Below are 21,584 nucleotides of genomic sequence, written 5' to 3'. Positions count from 1 at the left end.
CAAGAAGCAATGCCGGACCAGCCCAGCTAAGCTGGCATCTCCACCTCACAAGGAGACACACCATGAACCTGACCATCCACTCGACCTTCATCAACCACCTCGACCCGGAAGCCTCGCTGGCGTTCTACCGCGACAAGCTGGGCTTCGAGGTGCGCAAGGACGTCGCCTATGGCGCGCTGCGCTGGATCACCGTTGGCCCCGTCGGCCAGCCCGAGACATCGATCGTGCTGGCGCCGCCGGGCGTCGGCCCGGGCGTGACGGACGAGGAACGCCGCACCATCACGGAGATGATGGCCAAGGGGACGTACGGCATGCTGTTGCTGGCCACCAGGAACCTGGAGGAGGCGTTCGACCGGCTGCAGGGGCGCGACGTGGAGATCGTGCAGGAGCCGACCGAGCAGCCGTACGGCGTGCGCGACTTCGCGGTGCGCGATCCGGCAGGGAATATGGTGAGGATTCAGCAGGCGGGTTGAGCGGCTGGCGGCAGCCAAAGCAACCCGGGGTGACGGGTAGTGACTGTCAGCCTGTTTCACCCCAGGACCAGAGACCGGGGTCAGACCCGGCGGGTCTGACCCCAGCCTTCTGCCCTTGGGTGTAACGGCACCTGTGGCACGCTGCGTTGGGCGCCTGCTCAGCGGACCGGCGCAGGCCTGGGTGCCGGCGCCGCCTCGGCTCCGTCCGCCGCGGTCGGAATCTCCGTCTCCGGATCGGGCACGCCGGACAGGATGGTGATGGCCACGCGCCGGTTGCGGGCGCGGCCGATCGGGTCATTGTTGTCGGCCACCGGGTGGTTCGACGCGTGGCCCACGGCCGTCAGCCGTTCCGGCGCGACGCCCGACTCGATGAAGAGGCGCACGACGGTGGCGGCGCGCATCGACGACAGCTCCCAGTTCGACGCGTACATGTTGCGGATCGGCTGGTTGTCCGTGTGCCCTTCCACCTGCACCGCATGGGGGTCGTCCTTCAGCAGGACCGCGACGGCCTGCAGCGCTTCGCGCGACTCTTCCGTCAGCTTGGCTTCGGCCGGATCGAACAGCACGGAAGCGTTGATCTCCACGGATACGCCGCGGCTGTCCTGCGTGACGCGCACCTTGCCTTCCTTGACCAGCGGCGCCATCGTTGCCAGCAGGTCCTGCGCCAGCTTGGTCATGCGCACCTTTTCCTGCGCGATCATGACGCGGCGGCGCACCGCCTGCGGCGTGGCTTGGGGCGTGGTCTGCACTTCCGTGTTCTGCGTCAACGCGGCGCCGGCGCCGCCGAAGGCATCGCCCAGCGCGTCCGAGAAGACCTTGTACTTGCCCGTGTTGACCACCGAGATCGCGTACATCACCACGAAGAACGCGAACAGCAAGGTGATGAAGTCGGCATACGAGATCAGCCAGCGCTCGTGGTTTTCCGGCTCTTCGTCATACGGGCGGCGGGCGCGGCGGTATTGGGTCATCGATGCGGCTCGTGACGTCAGTGATCGCGCATCAGCGTGGCGATGCGCTCGTCCATGATGCGGGTGAAGTCGCCCGTGGCCAGGTCGTGGAACACGGCGGCGGCGATTTCCTGCTGGTGTACTTGCGCCGTGACGATGTTCTTCAGCTTGTTGGCGATCGGGTAGAAGAACAGGTTGGCCAGGCCGACACCGTAGATCGTGGAGACGAACGCCACCGCGATGCCGGGGCCCAGCTTGGCCGGGTCGGACAGGTTTTCCATCACGTGGATCAGGCCCAGCACGGCGCCCAGGATGCCGATCGTCGGCGAATAGCCGGCGGCGGCTTCCCATACGCGCACGGCCTGGCGCTCGGCCGTCTCGAAGGCGGTGATTTCCGTGTCCAGCAACTGGCGCAGTTTATCGGGCTGGATGCCGTCGATGATCATGCGCAGGCCCTTAGCCATGAACGGATCGGTGGCGGCCGCCATGTGGCGCTCCAGCGCCAAGGGACCTGCGCGGCGCACCGTCTGGTTCCACTGCTGGATGTCCTTCTTCAGCGCGGCGCGGCTGTCCTCGGGCGGGCGGAACACCCAGCGCAGCATCAGGATGCCGCGCCGCAAGGTGGCGGGCCGGGTCTGCAGCAGCACGGCGCCGAAGGTGCCGATGACAACGATGGCAAACGCGGCGGGCTGGACGAGAGACGAGAGCTTGCCGCCTTCCAGCGATTGTCCGACGACGAGACCGGCCAGCGCCAGCAGTATGCCGGCTACGCTGGACCAGTCCATGCCTGCTCCCGGAGAGTGGCGCGCAAGCGCGCGACGGCCTGCGTATGCAATTGCGATACGCGCGATTCGGAGACGCCCATGACGGCGCCGATTTCTTTCAGGTTCAACTCTTCCTCGTAGTACAGGCCCATCAGTAATTTCTCGCGGGGCGGCAACGCATCGATCGCATCGATGACGGCCTGGCGGAAGTCGGTGTCCATCAGTGCACGCAGCGGGTCGGCATCTTCGTCATGCGCGTAGCGGTCCAGGAAGCTGTCGTTGCCGTCGTCGTCCTTGAAGTCCTCGTAATAGACGAGCTGGTGGCCGCCGCCTTCGGACAGCATCTCCTGGTAATCCGGCAGCGACAGCTTGAGCGACTTGGCCACCTCGGACTCGCTGGGCGGCCGGCCCAGCTTCTGCTGCAGCACGGCCATCGCGTTCTCGATCTTGCGCATGTCCTGGCGCATCGTGCGCGGCATCCAGTCGCTGCTGCGCAGCTCGTCGAGCATGGCGCCGCGGATGCGCATCACCGCATAGGTCTCGAATTGCGCTCCATGGGTTTCCTCGTAGCGGCTGATTGCGTCGAGCAGGCCGATCATGCCTGCCTGTACCAGGTCATCGACTTCCACGCTGGGCGGCAATTTTGCCTTCATGTGGTGGGCAAGGCGCTTGACGAGCGGCATGTGCTCCGTCAGCAGCGAATCCTTGTTCACCTTCCCTTTGACCGTGTACATAAATAGTTCTACTTGTTATAGGCGCAAATCAGTTGCCGCTCCCCGCGAATCCGGCCGGCGCGCTCCCCAGGGCAAAACGCCCGGCCATCTGGCGGAATGCGACGGAAGCGCCCGCCAGCGGGAACGCATCCACCACAGCGCGGCCCAGCCGCGCGGCGCGGTGCAGGTACTCGTCGGCCGGCACGGAACCCATCGACACCAGATTGACCGCCAGGTAACGGCTTGCCGCCTGCGCCATATTATCGTAAACCACCCGTGCCTCAGCTTCGGACGCGCCCGTGACGACAATGCCGAACGGGCGACGGCCCAGTTCGTGGTTCAGGCGCTTGATCATCATGTAGGCGTTCTTGATGGACGTGGCGCTGTTCGACACCTGCACCACGATCTCCGAGCTGGCCATCACCGGCACGGGAAACGCTTCGCCGTCGAACTCGCCGTCCACCAGCACGATGCCGGCCTGGGCCGCCATCACGTCGAACGCCTTGGCCAGGCGGCGCGCTTCCTGCGGGCCGTTGCGCACTTCGCCGCGCGTCATCGACACCACGTTGAAGCCTTGCGGCACCTGGTGCACGACCTGGTTCAGGCCGCACTCCTGGCGCGCCACGCCGAGCAGGCTGGCGCCGTTGTCGACGCCGAGGCGCGAGGCGACACCGTGCGCGCTGGCGCAGGCGTCCACCAGCAGCACGTCGTTGCCGGCGCGGGCCAGCGAGGCGCCCAGGTTGACGAGCATGGATCCCTTGTCGTCCTGCGGCGTGGCCGACAGGAACGTGACGATACGGGGCCGCGGCGGCCCCGCCAGCATCCGGCGCAGGCCTTCTGCCTGGTCGAAATTGAAGTTAGCCAAGGTGCACCTCGCGCATTGCATTGTTGCCGGCGGCGGCCATCAGCATCGGCAGGTCGCTGTCGGCGAACTGGCTGACGTCCTTCTTGGAACGGAACGCCCGCTCGACCAGCTCGTCCGGCCTGGCCAGGTGCAGGTCTTCCGGCACGCGCTGGCCGTTCGACACGTAGAACAGGTTCAGCTTCTGGCGGATCACCACGTCCAGCACGTTGCCGATCGACGCGGCTTCGTCCAGCTTCGTCATGATGGCGCCGGCCAGGCCCGTGCCCTGGTAGGCGCGCACCACTTCGGCCAGCGTTTCCTGGGTGGACGTGCTGTTCAGGCACAGCAGGCGTTTCACGTCGGCGTCGGCGCCCTGCAGCATGGCAACCTGTTCCGTGACCATCTGGTCGCGCTGGCTGACACCGACGGTGTCGATCAGCACGGTATGCTTGTTGCGCAGTTCCTTCAGGGCGATGCGCAGGTCCGCTTCGTCCTTTACCGAGTGCACCATCACGCCCAGGATCTTGCCGTAGATGCGCAGTTGCTCGTGTGCGCCGATACGGTAGGCGTCGGTCGTGATCAGGGCCAGCTTTTCCGGGCCGTGGCGCATCACGCAGCGCGCGGCCAGCTTGGCGGTGGACGTCGTCTTGCCGACACCGGTTGGGCCGACCAGGGCGAACACGCCGCCATTTTCGATCAGCGCGTCTTCGTTCGAGATGGCGCTGATGTTGCGTGCCAGCACCGTGCGCACCCAGCGCAGGCTTTCCTCGGCGGAGCGGCCGGCGGGCATTTTTTCGATCAGCATCTTGGCCAGCGACGCCGAGAAGCCGGCGGCCAGCATTTCACGCAGCACGGCGGCCTTGTGCGGCTCGCGCTGTTGCGACGAACCCCACGACAGCTCGGCCAGCTGCGTTTCCATCATGCCGCGCATGGCGCGCAGTTCCGTCATCATCGTGCTCATTTCCGCGGCGGCATTGGCCTTGGCGGAGCTGACGGCGTCGGCCACCATGGCCGAGATGCGGTCCATGTCCAGCGCTGGCGCGGGCTGGACGAAATTGGCGGCCGGTGCGGCAGCGGCAAAGGCCGGCGCCGGGCGGGCCTGGGCCTGGGCCCGTGCCTGCATGCGCGCTTCCATGTTGGCCTGCGCCTCCGCTTCGCGCTGCGCTTCCATCTGCGCCTGCATGCGCGCCTTGATGGCGTCCTGCATCTGTTGCGGGCTCGGCTGGCGGGGCGCAGCGGCTGGCGCGGCGGCGCGTGGCGCCGGCGAGGCCATCATCGGCGCCGGGGTGTACGTATCCTCGATCTCCAGGTCGGGTATGCCCAGCGGCGCGTCGGCGGCCGGCTGCGCCAGCGAGGCGGCATCGTCATTGGCCAGGGCCAGGATCTCGACCACGCCATCCATCGGACGGTTGGACAGGATCACCGCGTCGGGGCCGAGGGCCTCGCGGACTTTGCGCAGCGCCTCACGCGACGTGGGCGCGGTAAATTTTTTGACGTTCATGCTGCGGCTCCTGCCTTGGGTGTTCTCAGATGTTGAGATTATTGACGATGCACTGAGGAAATCATTCGACGAAAAGGACGGGATTTACCCTGCAATTCAGCGCCGGGCCGCCGGGGCGGTCACTTGCACCTTGCTCTTCGCCATGAGAAGATGCGAATAATAATAATTCGCATTCTCGCTGCATGTTTTTCGCAGCAGGAAGCGCCACCTGAGAGAGAAGAGCAATATGTCCATCCACAAGAAGCCGATCGCCGCCGCCGCGGCCGCCCTGGTCACGTTCGTCCAATGCCATGCCGCCATGGCAGCCCCCGCCGACGAGGCGGAAGCGCCAGTCAATGTCGTCACCGTCACGGGTGCCCGCGCCGAGCCGTACAACCCTGTCTCCGCGATGACGGCGACCAAGGTGGATGCCCCGCTGCGCGACATTCCGCAAACCGTCAACGTGATCCCGGAACAACTGCTGCGCGACCAGTCGGTGGGTTCGATGGAAGATGCGATGAAGTTCGTGCCCGGTGTCGGCCTGTCACATGGTGACGGCCAGCGCGACCAGGTCACGCTGCGCGGCTTCTCCGCCATTGCCGACCAGTTCGTCGACGGCCTGCGCGACGATGCGTTGTACTTCCGTGACCTGTCCAATATCGAGCGCATCGAAGTGCTGAAGGGCCCCGCCGCCGTGCTGTACGGGCGCGGCTCGTCGGGTGGCCTGATCAACCGGATCAGCAAGAAGCCGGGCGCCAGCAAACGCGAGCTGACGGCCAAGGTGGGCAGCGACAACCGCCGCCGCGGCGAAATGGACCTGGCCGCCACGGAAGGCAATATGGCGTTCCGCGTCACCGGCGCCGTCGAGCGTGCGGACGGCTACCGCGACCAGCAGTTCCTCGAGCGCGACGCCATCGCGCCATCGCTGCAGTTCCAGCTGGGCACCGCTACCACCCTGCTGCTGCAGGCGGAACACCTGTCGGACCGGCGCGTGACGGACTTCGGCGTACCGTCGTTCAAGGGCCGTCCCGTGGACGTGCCGGCCGGCACCTACTACGGCGCCGCCAACGCACGCGACGTCGACTACTCGCACGCGGAAGTCACGGCGCTGGGCTTCACGCTGGAACACCGCTTCAGCGAGCAGTTGAGCCTGCGCAACGCCTACCGCCACTACGACTACACCTTGGCGCGCTACAACACGCTGGTCGGCGCCGTCAACGAAGCCTTGTTGACGGCCTCGCTGAACCGCACCAACCTGCGGCGCGAGGAAAACGGCTGGTTCAACCAGACCGAGCTGACGCAGACCGCCAGCCTGGGCGGCATGACGCACAAGCTGCTGTACGGCATCGAGGTGGGCAAGCAGAACAAGGACCAGGTCACGCGCTCGCAGAACGGCATCGCCGTCGTCCCGCTGTTCAATCCGGTGCTGCCGGTGCTGGCCAAGACGCTGACGGTGGCGCCGTCCACGGACAACCTGGGCATCATGAAGACGGCCAGCGCCTACGTGCAGGACCTGGTGGCGTTGTCGGAACAGTGGAAGGCGCTGGTCGGCGCCCGCTATGACCACTTCGAACAGGAAACGGTCGAGCGCCGCGCAGGCCAGAGCAACCTGGGCCGTACCGACGTGGCGTGGAGCCCCCGTGCCGGCCTGGTCTGGCAACCGTCGGTCGCGCAGTCGTATTACGTGTCGTTCAGCAAGTCGTTCCAGCCGTCGGCGGAGAACTTCGCGCTGGCCGCCAACAACGCCCAGATCGAGCCGGAGGAGACGACCAACAAGGAAGTGGGCGGCAAGTTCGACTTCCTGGGCGGCGCGCTGTCGGCCACCGCCTCGCTGTTCCGCCTGGAGCGCACCAATATCAAGGCGACCGACCCCGTGACGAACCGCCTGGTGCCGATCGGCACGCAACGTACGGACGGCCTGGAGCTGACGTTGACGGGCCAGCTGCCGCAGGGCTGGCAGGTGTGGGCCGGCTACGGCTACCTGGATGCGAAGGTGACGTCGTCGCCGGCGCTGGACAGCAGCGACAACGTCTTCAAACGGGTGCCGGTGCAGGGCAAGCGCGCCACGCTGACGCCGCGCCACAGCGCCAACCTGTGGCTGGCGAAGTCGTTCGGCAACGGCCTGCGCGCGGGCGCCGGCGTCAACGCCGTCGGCCAGCGCTTCGCCAACCCGGGCAACACGGTCACCCTGCCCGGCTTTGCCACCGTCGATGCGATGGCGGGCTGGAAGCTGGGCCGCGTGGACCTGCAGCTGAACGTGTACAACCTGCTGGACCGTACGTACATCGTGTCGGGCCACGGCAGCTCGCCGAACCTGAACATGCCGGGTGCGCCACGCTCGGCGGCGCTGACGGCACGGTATCAGTTCTAAACGGAAAACCCAGGACGGACTCCAATTCCGCCAAATTCAGAAGGACCTCCGCGGGCCGCTAACATGAAGCAACCCGACGGCGGGGAGCCGGGGTCAGACCCGGCGGGGCTGACCCCAGATCCTGGTCCTGGGTTGACGAACAGGCCGGGGGCTCGCTGGCCCATTTGCCTCGACCAAATTGGGGACAGCCTCCAATTCCGACAAATTGGGGACAGCCTCCAATTCCGAAGAAGCTTCCAGGTGCAGAGCAATTGGAGGCTGTCCCCAAATCTGGAGCAATTGCGCAAATTGGGGACAACCTCCAATTCCGAAGAAGCTTCCAGGTGCAGAGCAATCGGAGGCTGTCCCCAAATCAGAAATCGGAGGCTGTCCCCAAATCTGGAGGCTGTCCCCAAATCTGTGGTCCGTTACCGGATCGATAAAACCGGGGTCAGTCCCCTGACGCCGCCAACCATGCTTCGCTGGTTATCACTTACCGGGGACAGACCCCAAGCAGCGACCTGCCCCGGTGTTTTCAAACATTAGGTATTGCCCACCAGCGCCGTCACGCGGATCGTCTTCGATTCCGGGATCTCGGCATGTGACAGCACCTTCAGCTGCGGCAGCGCGCGGCGCAGGAAGCGCGACAGCAATGGACGCAGCGGGCCCGGCACCAGCAGCACCGGCGTCACGCCCAGCGCTTCCTGCTGCTGCGATGCCTGCGCGGCCTGCTGGGCAATCGTGTCGGCCAGGCCCGGCTCGATTCCGCCGCCGTCCGCGCCGCCCGTCGCCAGCGCCTGCATCAGCAGGCGTTCCAGGCGGTTGTCCAGGGTCATCACGGACAGCTCGCCGTTGCCCGGGAACAGCTGCTGGACGATGGCGCGGCCCAGGGCGATACGTACCAGTGCCGTCAGCTCGCCCGGATCCTGCGTGTGCGCGGTGTGCTCGGCCAGCGCTTCGATGATCGAGCGCATGTCGCGGATGTGCACGCCTTCGCCCAGCAGGTTCTGCAGCACTTTCTGCAGTGCGGACAGCGAAAGCATCTTCGGTACCAGATCTTCCACCAGCTTCGGCGCTTCCTTGCCCAGGTGATCCAGCAGCGCCTGCACTTCCGTGCGGCCCAGGAGTTCCGACGCATGCGTCGTGATCAGGTGGTTCAGGTGCGTCGCGACAACCGTGCCGGCATCGACGACGGTGTAGCCCATGCCCTGGGCCTGGTCGCGCAGGCTGGCGTCGATCCACGTGGCCGGCAGGCCGAACGCGGGGTCCGTCGTGGCCAGGCCCGGCAGGTTGCCGCTGGCCATGCCCGGATTGATCGCCAGGAACTGGCCGTTGAACGCTTCGCCGGCGCCCACTTCCACGCCCTTCAGCGTGATGCGGTAGGCGGACGGCTTCAGCTCCAGGTTGTCGCGGATGTGCACGGGCGGCGCCAGGAAGCCCACTTCCTGCGCGAACTTCTTGCGGATGCCCTTGATGCGCTTCAGCAGCTCGCCGCTTTGCGCCTTGTCCACCAGCGGAATCAGGCGGTAACCCACTTCCAGGCCCAGCGTGTCGACGGCCTGCACGTCCGCCCAGCTGGCTTCCTCGTTTTCCGCCGGCGCGGCCGCACCGCCGCCCGCTGCCGCACCGCCGGCCGCCGCGTTGCCGCCACCACCGCCGCCTGCCGGACGGCCGGCCGTGCCGTTCGCGACCGCTTCCTTCTGCTTCTTGTCCAGCAGGTAGCCGGTGCCGCCCAGTGCCGCGCCCAGCGACAGGAACATGAAGTTCGGCATGCCCGGGATCAGGCCCATGCCGCCGATGATGCCGCCAGTGATGTACATGACTTGCGGCTTGGCGAACAGCTGGCCGACCATCTGCGTACCGACGTCGGTATCGCTGGCCACGCGCGAGACGATGATACCGGCCGCGACCGAGATCACCAGCGACGGGATCTGCGCCACCAGGCCGTCACCGATCGCCAGCAGCGTGTAGACCTTGGCCGCCTCGCCCACCGGCATGTCGTGCGACAGGATACCGATCAACAGGCCGCCGACGACGTTGATGACGGTAACCATGATGCCGGCCACCGCGTCGCCGCGCACGTACTTCGACGCACCGTCCATCGCGCCGTAGAATTCCGCTTCCTGCGAGACTTCGCTGCGGCGCTTGCGGGCATCCGCTTCGCCGATCAGGCCGGCGTTCAGGTCGGCGTCGATCGCCATCTGCTTGCCGGGCAATGCGTCCAGCGCGAAGCGGGCGCCCACCTCGGCGATACGGCCGGCACCCTTCGTCACGACAACGAAGTTGATGATGGTCAGGATGATGAAGACGACAATACCGATCGTGTAGTTGCCGCCGATCAGGAAGTGGCCGAAAGCCTCGATGACCTTGCCGGCGGCGGCGCCACCGGTGTGGCCCTCGGTCAGCACGATACGGGTGGAGGCGACGTTCAGCGACAGGCGCAGCATGGTGGACACCAGCAGCACGGCGGGGAACGCCATGAAGTCGAGCGGCTTGACCGTGTACAGGCTGGTCAGCAACACGATGATCGACAGCGCGATGTTAAAACTGAAGAACAGGTCGAGGACGATGGCCGGCAGCGGCAGGATCATCATCGCCAGCAGCATGATGATCAGGATCGGCGCCGCCATGCTCATCGCATTGCCGCCACCCATCCCACTCATCCATGCCGGCAGTTTCAAGCTGTTCATCAGTAGGTTCCTTCGCAAGCGAGAAGTTCTCGGATGCTGAGATTATTGATGATGCAGTGGGGAAACGATGCAGGGAAAAGGCGGGGAAACACCCGGTAATTCCCACGACGCCAGGAAAGCGGTGACAGTCACCTATTCTGAAGACGAGGACCGGGGTCGGACCCGGCGGGTCCGACCCCAGCTCCTGCCTCTGGGTGCAAACGGTATTACTGCGGCTTCTTCTGCGACGCCGGATTGTTCGGGTCCATGTCGGCTGGCACGTCCAGCTGGGTCGGACGGTCCGGATAACGCCCGCCCGGACGGTATGCCCGCAGCTGGTAGACGTAGGCCAGCACTTCGGCCACGGCCGCGTACAGCCGCGCCGGGATCTCGTCGCCGATTTCCGTGTGCTTGAACAGCGCACGGGCCAGCGGCGGGGCTTCCAGGATCGCGACCTTGTGCTCCTTGGCCAGCTCGCGGATCTTGGCCGCCACCTCGTCGGTACCCTTGGCCACAACCTTCGGCGCACCTTTCGACCCGTCGGCATACTTCAGCGCCACCGCATAGTGCGTCGGGTTGGTGACGACCACGTCGGCCGTCGGCACGTCCTGCATCATGCGGCCCTTGGCCATCTCGCGCTGCATCTGGCGGATCTTGCCCTTGATCTGCGGATTGCCGTCGTTTTCCTTCGATTCCTGGATCGTCTCCTGGCGCGTCATCTTCAGCTTGTCGGCGTAGTGCCACATCTGGTACGGCGCGTCGATCACCGCGATGAAGCCGAGCGCACCGACCAGGTACAGGAAGCTCATTGCCATCATGTCCAGCATGTGCACGATGCTGTTGTCGAGCGACTCGTTGGCGAGGCCGAACATCGCGTCCTTCTGCTTCATGATGACCATGTATGCCACGGAGCCGACGACGATCGTCTTGACGATCGCCTTCAGCAGCTCGACGAGCGCGTTTTTCGACACCATGTTGGTGATGCCGTTGATCGGGTTGAGCTTGCTGAACTTCGGCATGAATGCCTTCGAGCTGAACAGCCAGCCGCCGACGAAGACGGGCGAGATCAGCGCCACCAGCATGACGGCGGCGCCGATGGGCAGGAACGTGATGAGCACGTTGACCACGTCGGTCAGGATGCGGGTGATCAGCACGTCCGGGTTGTAGACCTGCTCACGCGTCAGCGACAGCCCCGATTTCAGGGCCGTGCCCAGCTTGGCCGCCATGGACGAGCCCATGACGTACAGCGCCACGCCCGACACCATCAGGACGGCAAACGTGCCGACTTCGCGGGACCGGGGAACGTCGCCTTCTTCGCGCGCCTGCTGGAGGCGCCTCTCTGACGCCGGTTCTGTCTTCTCGGCTTCGCTGTCTTCTGCCACGCGCTGCTCCGGTCACGAAATGGATGGGAAGCGTCATTATCGCGGCCGCCCGGCGCGCCCGATCGGCCAAGCAAAGGGACTTTGCCGGCCTTATTCCGGTTTCTCCGCAGCAACGGGAGCCGGCGGCACGTAGCCTGTCGGCCGCACCGTCTGCTCGATGGCGCCGAAGATCGACTTGCCGTCGCCGTCCGCCATCTCGATGCGGATGGTGTCGCCATAGGCCATGAACGGCGTCACGGGCTTGCCGTCGGCGATGGTTTCCAGGCAGCGCTTCTCGGCAATGCATGAGTAGCCCTTCCTGGCATCCTTGTTCGACACGGTGCCCGAACCGATGATCGTGCCGGCGCGCAAATTGCGTGTTTTCGCGGCATGGGCGACCAGTTGGGCGAAATCGAACACCATGTCGACGCCGGCATTGGGCTGGCCCACCAGGCGGCCATTCCACGTCGAGCGCAGCGCCAGGTGCAACTTGGCGTCGCGCCAGGCGTCGCCCAGCTCGTCCGGCGTCACCGCGACGGGGCTAAAGGCGCTGGCGGGCTTCGACTGGAAGAAGCCGAACCCCTTGGCCAGCTCGTCGGGAATGAGATGGCGCAGCGAGACGTCGTTGACCAGCATCAGCAACCGGACCTGGCCGAACGCCTCGTCAGGCGTGGCGCCCATGGGCACGTCGTCCGTGACGACCGCCACTTCCGCCTCGAAATCGATGCCCCACGCCTCGTCGGCCACGACGATATCGGCCGTCGGCCCCAGGAAGTCGTCGCTGCCGCCCTGGTACAGCAACGGCTCCTGCCAGAACGAGGCCGGCATTTCGGCATTGCGCGCCTTGCGCACCAGTTCCACGTGGTTGACGTAGGCAGAGCCGTCGGCCCATTGGAAGGCACGCGGCAGCGGCGCCATGCAGCGGCGCGGGTCGAAGTCAAACGTGCGGCGGGCCTTGCCGTCGTTCAGCTGGCGCGACAGATTGTCCAGCTGGGGTGCGATGAACGCCCAGTCGTCCAGCGCCCGCTGCAAGGTCGGTGCGATGCCGTCGGCCACGACGGCCGTTTTCAGGTCGCGCGCGACGACGACCAGTTGGCCGTCGCGGCTGCCGTCGTTCAGGGTCGCGAGCTTCATTCGCTCAGCCTGCCAACAATGCCAGCTGCGCCTCGTCCAGGTAGCACCACTCGCCTCCCTGCAGACCCAGCGACGCCAAGGTCAGGCCGCCAATGGCGGCACGGTGCAGCGCGCTGCAGTGGTTGCCGGCCGCGGCCAGCATGCGCTTGACCTGGTGGTACTTGCCTTGTTCCAGCACGATGTCCAGCTGGTGCTCCCCCGTCTGCTCGCACACGAGGGCCGCCAGCGGCGCCGGTTCGTCGTGCAACTGCACGCCGGCCAGCAACTGGGCCACCAGCGCGTCTGTAACGGGCTCGGCGGTCGTGGCCTGGTACACCTTCGGCACGTGCCGCTTGGGTGAGGACAGCGCGTGGATGAACGGGCCGTCGTCCGACATCAGCAGCAGGCCCGTCGTGTCATGGTCGAGCCGGCCGACGGGCTGTACTTCGCGCCACGTGAATTGCTCGGGCAGCAACGTCAGCACGCCGGGACGATGGCTGGGCTTGCGCGAACACTCGAAGTTGGCAGGCTTGTACAGGGCGATGTAGACGTGCTCGCGGTAGCGCCATTCCTCGTCGAACACGGTCAGCACCAAACTTTCCGTATCGACGACGGTCTTATAGCTGTCCTGCACAACACCGTTGACGGCCACTTCGCCGTCCTCGATCAGGGTGCGGCAGTACTTGCGGGTGCCGAAGCCTTGCGATTGCAGGATCCGATCCAGGGATAATTTGCTCATGGGCCGGCATTCTACCGGATTTGCGTCCGTTGCCTGCCGAGCACTTGATGCATATCAAGCTGCATGGAAGGGGCATTGTTAGACTGAAATTGTCGTAGGAATTTACTGAACAGCTCGGCAGGATTCCTAGCCCAGCCATTAGCGAACCGCGTGCCGCACCGCTGTGCCGGCCAGTCCGCGAACTTGGCCTTGGCTTTGGCCGTGACCGTGGCCTTGGCCCGAACCAGAGCTAGAACCTGAACTTGACGTTGAACTTTGAACTTGAACTTGAACTTGAGCTTGAACTTGAACTTGAACCTGAACCTGAACCTGAATTCAAACCTGAGCCTGAGCCCCAGGAGGATGCCATGACCCACAATACGCCGCGCATCTCGCACGAACAGACGATCCACGCGACCCGCCTTGCCGTGGCCCGGGGCGCTGCTGCCCAGCTGGCCGCCGCCGCCGGCCTGAACCGTATAAGGCTGCGCAGCCTGCGGACCTGGGAAAGCTGCACCGTCGGCGCGATGCCGCAGGCAGCATGGCTGGCCAGCTCCGAAGAGGACCTGACGGCCTGGCTGAACGCGGGCGGTTTCGCCAGTGGCAACGAGTTGCCCCCTTCCGGTGTGGGCTACCCAACGAAAACAGCGGCCTGAGCCGCCGTTTTCTTGCCCCATCACAGGACATGAACGAGGAATTAAATTCTCTCTGATCCGCATCGTCGATGCAGTTGGTAGTTCAGCTTCAGCATGCTCCGCGCGGGTTGGACAGCGTCTCCAGGAACTGCATGAGACTGCATAACACTGCATAACACTGCATAAGACTGCATGAGACTACGTTGCCGCTCATGAATCCGTGCCGGTACCGCTACGGCCAGATGCTCCGCTGGTCACTCGGATGGACAGACTGATATGCTCTCCCTTGAAATGAACTACACGCTTACTATAGTCCAAGCGCGAGATTTATCAAGGCGCACGGGACAAATCCGCAAGAATCCGCCCTGTGCCCGAACTATTACCTCACAGACACCCGGGCCGCCTCGCCCACGGCGGCCTTGAAGGCGCCGCTGCCGACGGCGGCGCCGAACTTCTTCAGCACGCGCTCGGGCAGGCCCTCATGCTGGGTATAGTCGATGATGTCCTCGGCCTTGACAACGTCGCGCGCGACACTGTCGACGCTGCCCAGGTCATCCGCCAGGCCCATCTTGATGGCCCGGGTACCGGTCCAGAACAGTCCGGAGAACATTTCCGGCGTCTCATGCAGGCGCTTGCCGCGGCCGGCCCGCACCACGTCGATGAACTGCTCGTGGATTTCGTTGAGCATCTCCTGGGCATGTTCCTTGTGCTTGGCCGACTGGGGGCTGAACGGGTCCATGAAACCCTTGTTCTCGCCGGCCGTCAGCAGGCGGCGCTCGACGCCCAGCTTCTCCATGGTGCCGGTAAAACCGAAGCCATCCATCAGCACGCCGATGGAACCGATGATGCTGGCCTTGTTGACGTAGATGCTGTCGGCCGAGGCGGCGATGTAGTAGCCGCCAGAGGCGCAGATCTCGTCGACGACGGCATACAACGGCTTGTCCGGATAGCCCTTGCGCAGGCGCTGGATCTCGTCGACGATCATGCCCGCCTGGACGGGACTGCCGCCCGGACTATTGATGTGCAGCACGACGGCGACGGAACTGTCGTCCGCGAACGCCTTGTTCAGCGCCGGGATCACGACGGCCGCGGAACCGCTGCCCTCGGACTCGATATTGCCTTCGATCTCGATCAACGCCGTATGGCGCCCCACTTCCGCATCGCCGCCCAGGAAGCTCAGGTTGAAGTAGCTGGCGATGGCCAGGAACAGCATCAGCAACAGGAAGATCTTGAAGAAGATGCTCCAGCGGCGATTGGCGCGCTGTTCCTTGATCGTCGCGAAGACGAGCTTTTCCAGCACTTCGCGTTCCCAGTTGATGGGCGGCTGGCCGGGACCGGGCGCAACAGGCGGCTGCGAGGGAGGCGTCGGGGAGATATTGTCGCTCATGAAAAGTCGGTGGTAAGGCAGAAGGACATCAACGGAAGCACATCAACGGAAGCACATCACGCGCGCGCCGGGCGCACGAACTCGTCCGGCTGCCAGTACAGCCTGTCGTCGCGCTCGGTCACGCCAATGGGGCGCAGCTTGCCGCCGCGGCACGGCCCGCCGGCACACTGGCCCGTGCTGGGAATGTAGACGGCGCCATGCGTACTGCACATCAGGTACATCTTGCTCGATTCGAAGAACTCGCCCGGCGCCCAGTCCAGTTCGATCGGTACGTGGGCGCAGCGGTTCAGGTAGCCATAAGCCTTCCCGCCATGGCGGATGACGAACGCGGTCGCGTCCTCGCCGCCCGCCGTGACGGGAAAGCGCACGCCCATGCCGCCATCGACGACGGCATCGGCCGCACAGATCAGGATCTCGTCGCTCACGATGGTGTCGGTACCTTGTTAACGGTTACGTCAGGCATGCTCGCCCAGCCATCGGTGCAGTTCGGGCACGTCCTTGGCGGAAAACAGGGGGCGGCACGCCGCCAGCTGGTCTACCGGATGGGCGCCATACTCGACGGCAATGCCGGCGGCACCGGCGTTCTGCGCCATCAGCAGGTCATGCGTCGTGTCGCCGATCATCACCGTGCGCTTCAGGTCCTGGCCCAGCTCGCGCGTCAGTTCCTGCAGCATCGCGGGATGCGGCTTGGAGAAGGTCTCGTCGGCACAGCGGGTGGCATCGAACGTGGCCAGCAGGCCGGCCGCGTTCAGCGCCCGGTTCAGGCCGACGCGGCTCTTGCCGGTCGCCACCGCCAGGAAATACCCCTGCTGCGACAGGTCCTGCAGCAGCTCGGGCACGCCGTCGAACAACGTCAGCTCGTGGTCCTTCGTCAGGTAGTGATAACGGTAGCGCTCCACCATGCGCGGATGGTATTTCGGATCGACGTCCGGCCCCAGGACCACTTGCATCGCCTCGGTCAGGCCCAGGCCGATGACGTGGGCGGCCGCTTCCCGGCTGGGAATGGGCAGGCCGAGGTCGCGCGCCGCCGCCTGGATCGACTTGACGATCGTGGCGGTGCTGTCCATCAAGGTGCCATCCCAATCGAACACGATCAGGTCAAATTGCTTTCTTGCCATGTATTCCGGCTGGGCCGGCTCCTGTAGAGAAGGGGGCGCGGCCCCCCGTATTGCTGCTCGATGCTGCTCGATGTTGCTGCTTGACCGTATTGCTTCGCGCTGCTCAACCGCGCGGTTGCCCCAAGCTTACCAAGAATTTTTCGCATTCGGGCGCGAGGGGTGCGTTCAGCGTCATCATTTTGCCCGTCTCCGGGTGCGTGAACGTGATCTGGTGAGCGTGCAGGAACATCCGCTTCAGGGCGCCGCGACTGCCGTCACCTTTCTGTAATGCTTTGTTGAGCGCGAAATCACCGTATTTGTCGTCACCCGCGATAGGAAAGCCCGACGATGCAAGATGAACCCGGATCTGGTGGGTACGCCCTGTTTTCAGCTCCGCTTCCAGCAGCGCGAAGTTGTCATATTTCCTTAACAATGTGAAAACCGTGTGGGACGGCATGCCGTCGGCCTGCACGGCCACGCGACGCTCGCCATCCGCCGTCGTGTATTTGTGCAGCGGCAATTTGACGTGCTGGCGCTGGTTCTTCCAGTCCCCCACCGCCAGGGCCAGGTAGCGCTTGTCCGTCAGGCCATCGCGCATCTGTTCATGCAGGGACGTCAGCGCCGAGCGTTTCTTAGCCAGCAGCAACAATCCCGACGTTTCCCGGTCCAGGCGGTGCACCAGCTCCAGGAACTTCGCATCCGGCCGCGATGCGCGCAACTGTTCGATTACACCGAACGACACCCCGGAGCCGCCATGGACGGCCACGCCGGCCGGCTTGTCGACGACCAGCATGTGGGCATCCTCGAACACGATCGGGAACTCGGCGGCCGGAACGTTGTTTTCCGCCTTCTCCGCCACGCGCACCGGCGGGATGCGCACGACGTCGCCCGCGACCAGCCGGTACAGCTGGTCGATGCGCCCCTTGTTGACCCGCACCTCGCCTGAGCGGAGGATACGGTAGATGTGGCTTTTCGGTACACCTTTGCAAACCCGCAACAGGTAGTTATCTATCCGCTGACCGGCCTCTTCTTCGCCGATCGTGACGAATTGCGCTTGCGGCAGGACTGTGTTGGGGGAAGTCGCGGCAGGTTTGTGACCGCCCCGGACGGGGCCGTTTTGCGTTGTCATCCCAGAAAATCTCTCTAAGTCCTTCATTTTGAATATATAATCGTTTTGCCGTAGCGAAGCTGTACTCGAAGTAGTACTTCAAGCTGCTGCAGTGTAAGAAGAAAACCACAATTCTACACAGGGGCGCATCCGCTGGCCTCGCCTGATTGCAAATTCAGCGGAAATAAATGTATACGCACATTCGGGCGCGGGTCAGGGTTACGACCTCTGTCGTCATCGGATTATGGCGGCCTGATAAGCCAGCCGCGCGTTGCATTTGCCGCCCGCGAGGCCTGCCTTACCGTTGTACGGCTGTTTCGCGGCGTCATCTGCCTGCGATCGCGACGGTATTGGATGGCTGCCTCATGCGCCCGGATGCTGGATTAGATTGGCTGGAATTTAGGATAAGTCCGGCGAGCAAGCACTACAGTCGTTGCTCGCTGGTTGATGGAACCGATAACGCTGCCGTTTCGCCAGGCGCCATACAAGATGTCCTGGCTCGACGCTCTGCGCACGCCCGCATTCTCCCGTCCCGACATGCTCGGTGCGACAGGATGAGTTGCAGGTGGTGCGAACTCGGCAGGACGATCGGCCCCATGCGCCCTGCTGCTGCAGCCGCGCCACCGCGCGCTGCCGCACGACGAGGCATTTCTCCACGGCCTCCTTAATTCTCGCGTATATCCTTGTATGGTTGCCGTTTCCACGGAAGCGGCATTACATGGCCCAAGGGTCGCGGAGTCAAATAAAAATGAAACGCATGTTGTTCAACGCCACGCAGCAGGAAGAGCTGCGCGTGGCAATTGTCGACGGTCAGAAACTGATCGACATCGACATCGAAACCGCCGGACGCGAGCAGCGCAAGTCCAATATCTACAAAGGCGTCATCACCCGCATCGAACCGTCGCTCGAAGCCTGCTTCGTCAGCTACGGCGAAGATCGCCACGGTTTCCTCCCATTCAAAGAAGTTGCCCGTACGTATTTCCGTGAAGGCTGCGACGTCCGCAATGCCACCATCAAGGAAGCGCTGCGCGAGGGCCAGGAAATCATGGTCCAGGTCGAAAAGGAAGAGCGCGGCAACAAGGGCGCTGCGCTGACGTCGTTCATCTCCCTGGCCGGCCGTTACCTGGTGCTGATGCCGAACAACCCGCGCGGCGGCGGCGTATCGCGCCGCGTCGAGGGCGAGGAGCGCCAGGAACTGCGCGAGACGATGGACAAGCTGGACCTGCCGCAAGGCATGTCCGTGATTGCCCGCACCGCCGGCATCGGCCGCAACGTCGAAGAGCTGCAGTGGGACCTGAACTACCTGATGCAGCTGTGGCGCGCGATCGAAGGCGCCTCCAAGGCCGCCTCGGGCGCCTTCCTGATCTACCAGGAAAGCTCGCTCGTCATCCGCGCCATCCGCGACTACTACCAGCCCGACATCGGCGAGATCCTGATCGACACCGACGAGATCTACGAACAGGCGCACCAGTTCATGAGCCACGTGATGCCCGACATGGTGCACCGCGTGAAACGCTACAGCGACGACGTGCCGCTGTTCTCGCGCTTCCAGATCGAACACCAGATCGAGACCGCGTACAGCCGCACCGTGCCGCTGCCGTCGGGCGGCGCCATCGTCATCGACCACACGGAAGCGCTGGTGTCGGTCGACGTCAACTCGGCCCGTGCCACGCGCGGTTCCGACATCGAGACGACCGCGTTCAACACCAACTGCGAAGCGGCCGAGGAAGTGGCCCGCCAGCTGCGCCTGCGCGACCTGGGCGGCCTGATCGTCATCGACTTCATCGACATGGAAGTGGCGAAGAACCAGCGCGAAGTGGAACAGCGCCTGAAAGACGCCCTGCACCATGACCGTGCGCGCGTCCAGATGGGCAAGATTTCCCGCTTCGGCCTGATGGAACTGTCGCGCCAGCGCCTGCGCCCTTCGTTGTCCGAAGGCTCGCACGTGACGTGCCCGCGCTGCTCCGGCACCGGCCATATCCGCGACACGGAATCGTCCGCCCTGCAGGTGCTGCGCATCATCCAGGAAGAGGCGATGAAGGAAAACAGCGCCGCCATCCACGTGCAGGTGCCGGTCGACGTGGCCGCCTTCCTGCTCAACGAGAAGCGCGGCGAAGTGCTGAAGATCGAGAACCGCCACCGCATCACGGTGATCCTGGTACCGAACAAGCACCTGGACACGCCGCACTACAAGCTGGAACGCATCAAGCACGACGATCCGCGCCTGGAAGACACGGCCGCCAGCTACACGATGGCCGAGCAGGCCGAGACCGACATGGCCTTTGCCAAGCGCCAGAAGGAAGAAGCCAAGCCGCGCCAGGAAGCCGTCGTCAAGACGATCACGCCAAGCCAGCCGGCACCGATGGTGGACCGCAAGCCGGCCGAGCCGGTCGCGCCGGTGGCGCCGCCGCCGGCCCCCGTCGCGGCGCCACCGGCCGAGCAGGGCTTCTTTGCCAAGCTGGTGTCGTTCTTTACCGGCAAGCAGCCGGAACCGGTGGCACCGCCCACCCCGGCCATCGTCACGAAACCGGTGGTACCAAGCGCCGACCGCACCGACAAGAACGCCCGTGGCCCACGCGGCCGTGGCCGCAACGGCAAGGGTGGCCGTGACGAGCGCGAACCTGGCAGCCGCGAGGAAGGCGTGAAGCCGGCCGCCGCGGAGGGCCGTCCAGCCCGCCCGCCGCGTCCGCCACGGGAACCGCGTGAAGTGCGTGAGCCGCGCGAGCCGCGTGAAGTCGTGGAAGGCCAGGCCGCGCCGGCCGCCCGTGCCGAGCGCACCGAGCGTGCCGAGCGTCCGGAACGTGGCGAGCGTCCGGAACGCGCTCCCCGCCCACCGCGCGAACCGCGTGAGCCACGCGAACCGAAAGCCCAGCCGGCCGAAGCGAAAGCCGAGGAACTGGCGCTGGCGGCAGCCGGTGTCGGTCCCGTCGGTACAGGCAGCGCCCCGGCCACGGAGACGCCAAGCCTGGTGAAATCGGCCGGCACCGCCAACGCGGGTCCGGAAGGTGAAGAGTTCGAGGGTGGCGAAGGGGGCGACGAGCCGCGCCGCCGCCGCCGTCGTGGCGGCCGCAACCGCAATCGCCGTGAACGCGAAGGCGCCGAGGGCATCGATGGCGTCGAAGGCAGCGAAGGCGAAAGCGGTTTTGCCGCCGAGGGCGACAATGCCGACAAGGCTGTCGTTGCAACGGTGGTCGTGACGGAAACCGTCGAGGTGGCGACCGCCGTCGTGACGGCAGTACCAGCCGAGCAAGCCGAGCCGATCGTGCAGCAGGCCCAGCCTGAAGCACCGGTCCAGGCCGCCGTACCGGCGCAAGCCGAACCAAAACTGGAAACAGCCCAGGAAGCGGCCCCGGCCGTAGCCCAGGCCGCCGATGACGTCGTGGTCGTGCCAGCCGTCGAGGAAGCCGCCGTTGCCCAGGCACCGGCCGCGCCCGCAGTCGAGCCGGCCGAAGCGGAAATCGTCGAGGCACCGGCCGCCGAGCCGCTGCCACCGGTAGCCGAGGTGGCACCGGAGCCCGTGAAGGCGGCGGCAGAAGCCCCGGTCCACGCACCGGTCGAGGCACCGGCGCCCGTCGCGGCCGCCCCGGTCGAGCAGGCTCCGGCCGAGCCAGCGCCAGCCACCCCGGCTCCGGTCCAGGCCGAAGCGCCGGCTGCAGCGCCAGCACCAGCGCCTGTCGAGGCACCGGCCCCAGCGCCTGCTCCGACACCGGCACCGGTACGGGCAACTGCACCGGCACCCGCGGCCGACCTGGACGCCCTGCTGGCCTCGGCCGGCCTGCAGATGGCGTCGACCGACCCGGCCAAGCTGCGCGCCGCGCAGGAAGCGGCCGCCCAGGAAGCGCCACCGGCACCGGTACGCCGCCAGCGCAAGCCGGCCCCCGTCGTCGCCGACGAGCCGCTGGTGCAAGTGTCCACCCGCCAGTGA

At 65.3% G+C, this 21,584-nt stretch carries 17 protein-coding genes; 4 read left to right on the top strand and 13 right to left on the bottom strand.

Translation table 11 applies throughout. From position 1 onward, the window contains the following. Positions 1-62 precede the first annotated feature (62 nt). Positions 63-473, top strand: a complete 411-nt coding sequence (locus PX653_RS28015) for a VOC family protein (protein WP_277415898.1) — start codon at positions 63-65, stop codon at positions 471-473. A gap of 158 nt (positions 474-631) precedes the next feature. Here the strand turns inward: PX653_RS28015 and motD are convergent, their stop codons facing one another. Genes motD through flhF form a run of 5 tightly spaced genes read right to left on the bottom strand, consistent with a single transcriptional unit; the run spans position 632 to position 5,242 of the window. Beyond that, positions 632-1,441 (bottom strand): flagellar motor protein MotD, encoded by an 810-nt coding sequence (gene motD, locus PX653_RS28010; protein WP_277415897.1) that lies wholly within the window; start codon positions 1,439-1,441, stop codon positions 632-634. Between the two features lie 17 nt (positions 1,442-1,458). Beyond that, positions 1,459-2,205, bottom strand: coding sequence for a flagellar motor protein (locus PX653_RS28005; RefSeq protein ID WP_277415896.1), 747 nt, complete (start codon positions 2,203-2,205; stop codon positions 1,459-1,461). Continuing rightward, positions 2,187-2,918 carry an RNA polymerase sigma factor FliA gene (locus PX653_RS28000; protein ID WP_277415895.1) on the bottom strand — a complete coding sequence of 244 codons (732 nt, stop codon included), beginning with the start codon at positions 2,916-2,918 and terminating at the stop codon, positions 2,187-2,189. Before PX653_RS28000 ends, PX653_RS28005 begins: the two co-directional genes overlap by 19 nt. A 28-nt stretch (positions 2,919-2,946) precedes the next feature. Then, a complete protein-coding gene (locus tag PX653_RS27995; RefSeq protein ID WP_277415894.1) occupies positions 2,947-3,762 on the bottom strand; it encodes a MinD/ParA family ATP-binding protein in 816 nt (271 codons plus the stop codon). Beyond that, a complete protein-coding gene (gene flhF, locus PX653_RS27990; protein WP_277415893.1) occupies positions 3,755-5,242 on the bottom strand; it encodes a flagellar biosynthesis GTPase FlhF in 1,488 nt (495 codons plus the stop codon). Before flhF ends, PX653_RS27995 begins: the two co-directional genes overlap by 8 nt. Before the next feature lie 226 nt (positions 5,243-5,468). Here flhF and PX653_RS27985 point away from each other — a divergent pair, with 226 nt between their 5' ends. Further along, positions 5,469-7,592 carry a TonB-dependent receptor gene (locus tag PX653_RS27985; RefSeq protein ID WP_277415892.1) on the top strand — a complete coding sequence of 708 codons (2,124 nt, stop codon included), beginning with the start codon at positions 5,469-5,471 and terminating at the stop codon, positions 7,590-7,592. 521 nt (positions 7,593-8,113) lie between these two features. Here the strand turns inward: PX653_RS27985 and flhA are convergent. The 4 genes from flhA to PX653_RS27965 form a co-directional block, all read right to left on the bottom strand. Beyond that, the gene (gene flhA, locus PX653_RS27980) at positions 8,114-10,261 is read right to left on the bottom strand and encodes a flagellar biosynthesis protein FlhA (RefSeq protein ID WP_277415891.1); all 2,148 of its coding nucleotides are present in this window, start codon (positions 10,259-10,261) and stop codon (positions 8,114-8,116) included. Between the two features lie 206 nt (positions 10,262-10,467). Next, a complete protein-coding gene (flhB, locus tag PX653_RS27975; protein ID WP_277415890.1) occupies positions 10,468-11,622 on the bottom strand; it encodes a flagellar biosynthesis protein FlhB in 1,155 nt (384 codons plus the stop codon). Between the two features lie 90 nt (positions 11,623-11,712). Beyond that, the gene (locus tag PX653_RS27970) at positions 11,713-12,735 is read right to left on the bottom strand and encodes a fumarylacetoacetate hydrolase family protein (protein WP_277415889.1); all 1,023 of its coding nucleotides are present in this window, start codon (positions 12,733-12,735) and stop codon (positions 11,713-11,715) included. Positions 12,736-12,739: 4 nt separating this feature from the next. Then, the gene (locus tag PX653_RS27965; RefSeq protein WP_277415888.1) at positions 12,740-13,453 is read right to left on the bottom strand and encodes a pseudouridine synthase; all 714 of its coding nucleotides are present in this window, start codon (positions 13,451-13,453) and stop codon (positions 12,740-12,742) included. A 347-nt stretch (positions 13,454-13,800) separates the two neighbouring features. On the opposite strand from PX653_RS27965, the gene PX653_RS27960 reads away from it, so the two are divergent. Beyond that, positions 13,801-14,088: a hypothetical protein gene (locus PX653_RS27960; RefSeq protein WP_277415887.1), complete on the top strand. Its 288-nt coding sequence runs from the start codon at positions 13,801-13,803 to the stop codon at positions 14,086-14,088. Positions 14,089-14,446: 358 nt separating this feature from the next. Here the strand turns inward: PX653_RS27960 and PX653_RS27955 are convergent, their stop codons facing one another. The 4 genes from PX653_RS27955 to rluC all read right to left on the bottom strand — a co-directional run bounded on the left by PX653_RS27955 (position 14,447) and on the right by rluC (position 17,707). Further along, complete coding sequence (locus tag PX653_RS27955; RefSeq protein WP_277415886.1) at positions 14,447-15,454, bottom strand: S49 family peptidase; 1,008 nt, start codon at positions 15,452-15,454, stop codon at positions 14,447-14,449. A gap of 56 nt (positions 15,455-15,510) precedes the next feature. Then, entirely contained in the window at positions 15,511-15,828 is a 318-nt protein-coding gene (locus tag PX653_RS27950; RefSeq protein WP_371876486.1) for a Rieske (2Fe-2S) protein, read from the bottom strand. A gap of 81 nt (positions 15,829-15,909) precedes the next feature. Continuing rightward, positions 15,910-16,572: an HAD-IIIA family hydrolase gene (locus tag PX653_RS27945; protein ID WP_277415885.1), complete on the bottom strand. Its 663-nt coding sequence runs from the start codon at positions 16,570-16,572 to the stop codon at positions 15,910-15,912. A 103-nt stretch (positions 16,573-16,675) separates the two neighbouring features. After that, complete coding sequence (gene rluC / locus PX653_RS27940; RefSeq protein ID WP_277415884.1) at positions 16,676-17,707, bottom strand: 23S rRNA pseudouridine(955/2504/2580) synthase RluC; 1,032 nt, start codon at positions 17,705-17,707, stop codon at positions 16,676-16,678. Between the two features lie 700 nt (positions 17,708-18,407). Here rluC and PX653_RS27935 point away from each other — a divergent pair. After that, positions 18,408-21,584, top strand: coding sequence for an Rne/Rng family ribonuclease (locus PX653_RS27935; protein WP_277415883.1), 3,177 nt, complete (start codon positions 18,408-18,410; stop codon positions 21,582-21,584).

It is taken from the genome of Pseudoduganella chitinolytica, assembly GCF_029028125.1.
Lineage (GTDB): Bacteria > Pseudomonadota > Gammaproteobacteria > Burkholderiales > Burkholderiaceae_D > Rugamonas > Rugamonas chitinolytica.
This window is presented reverse-complemented; position numbering and strand designations above follow the sequence as displayed.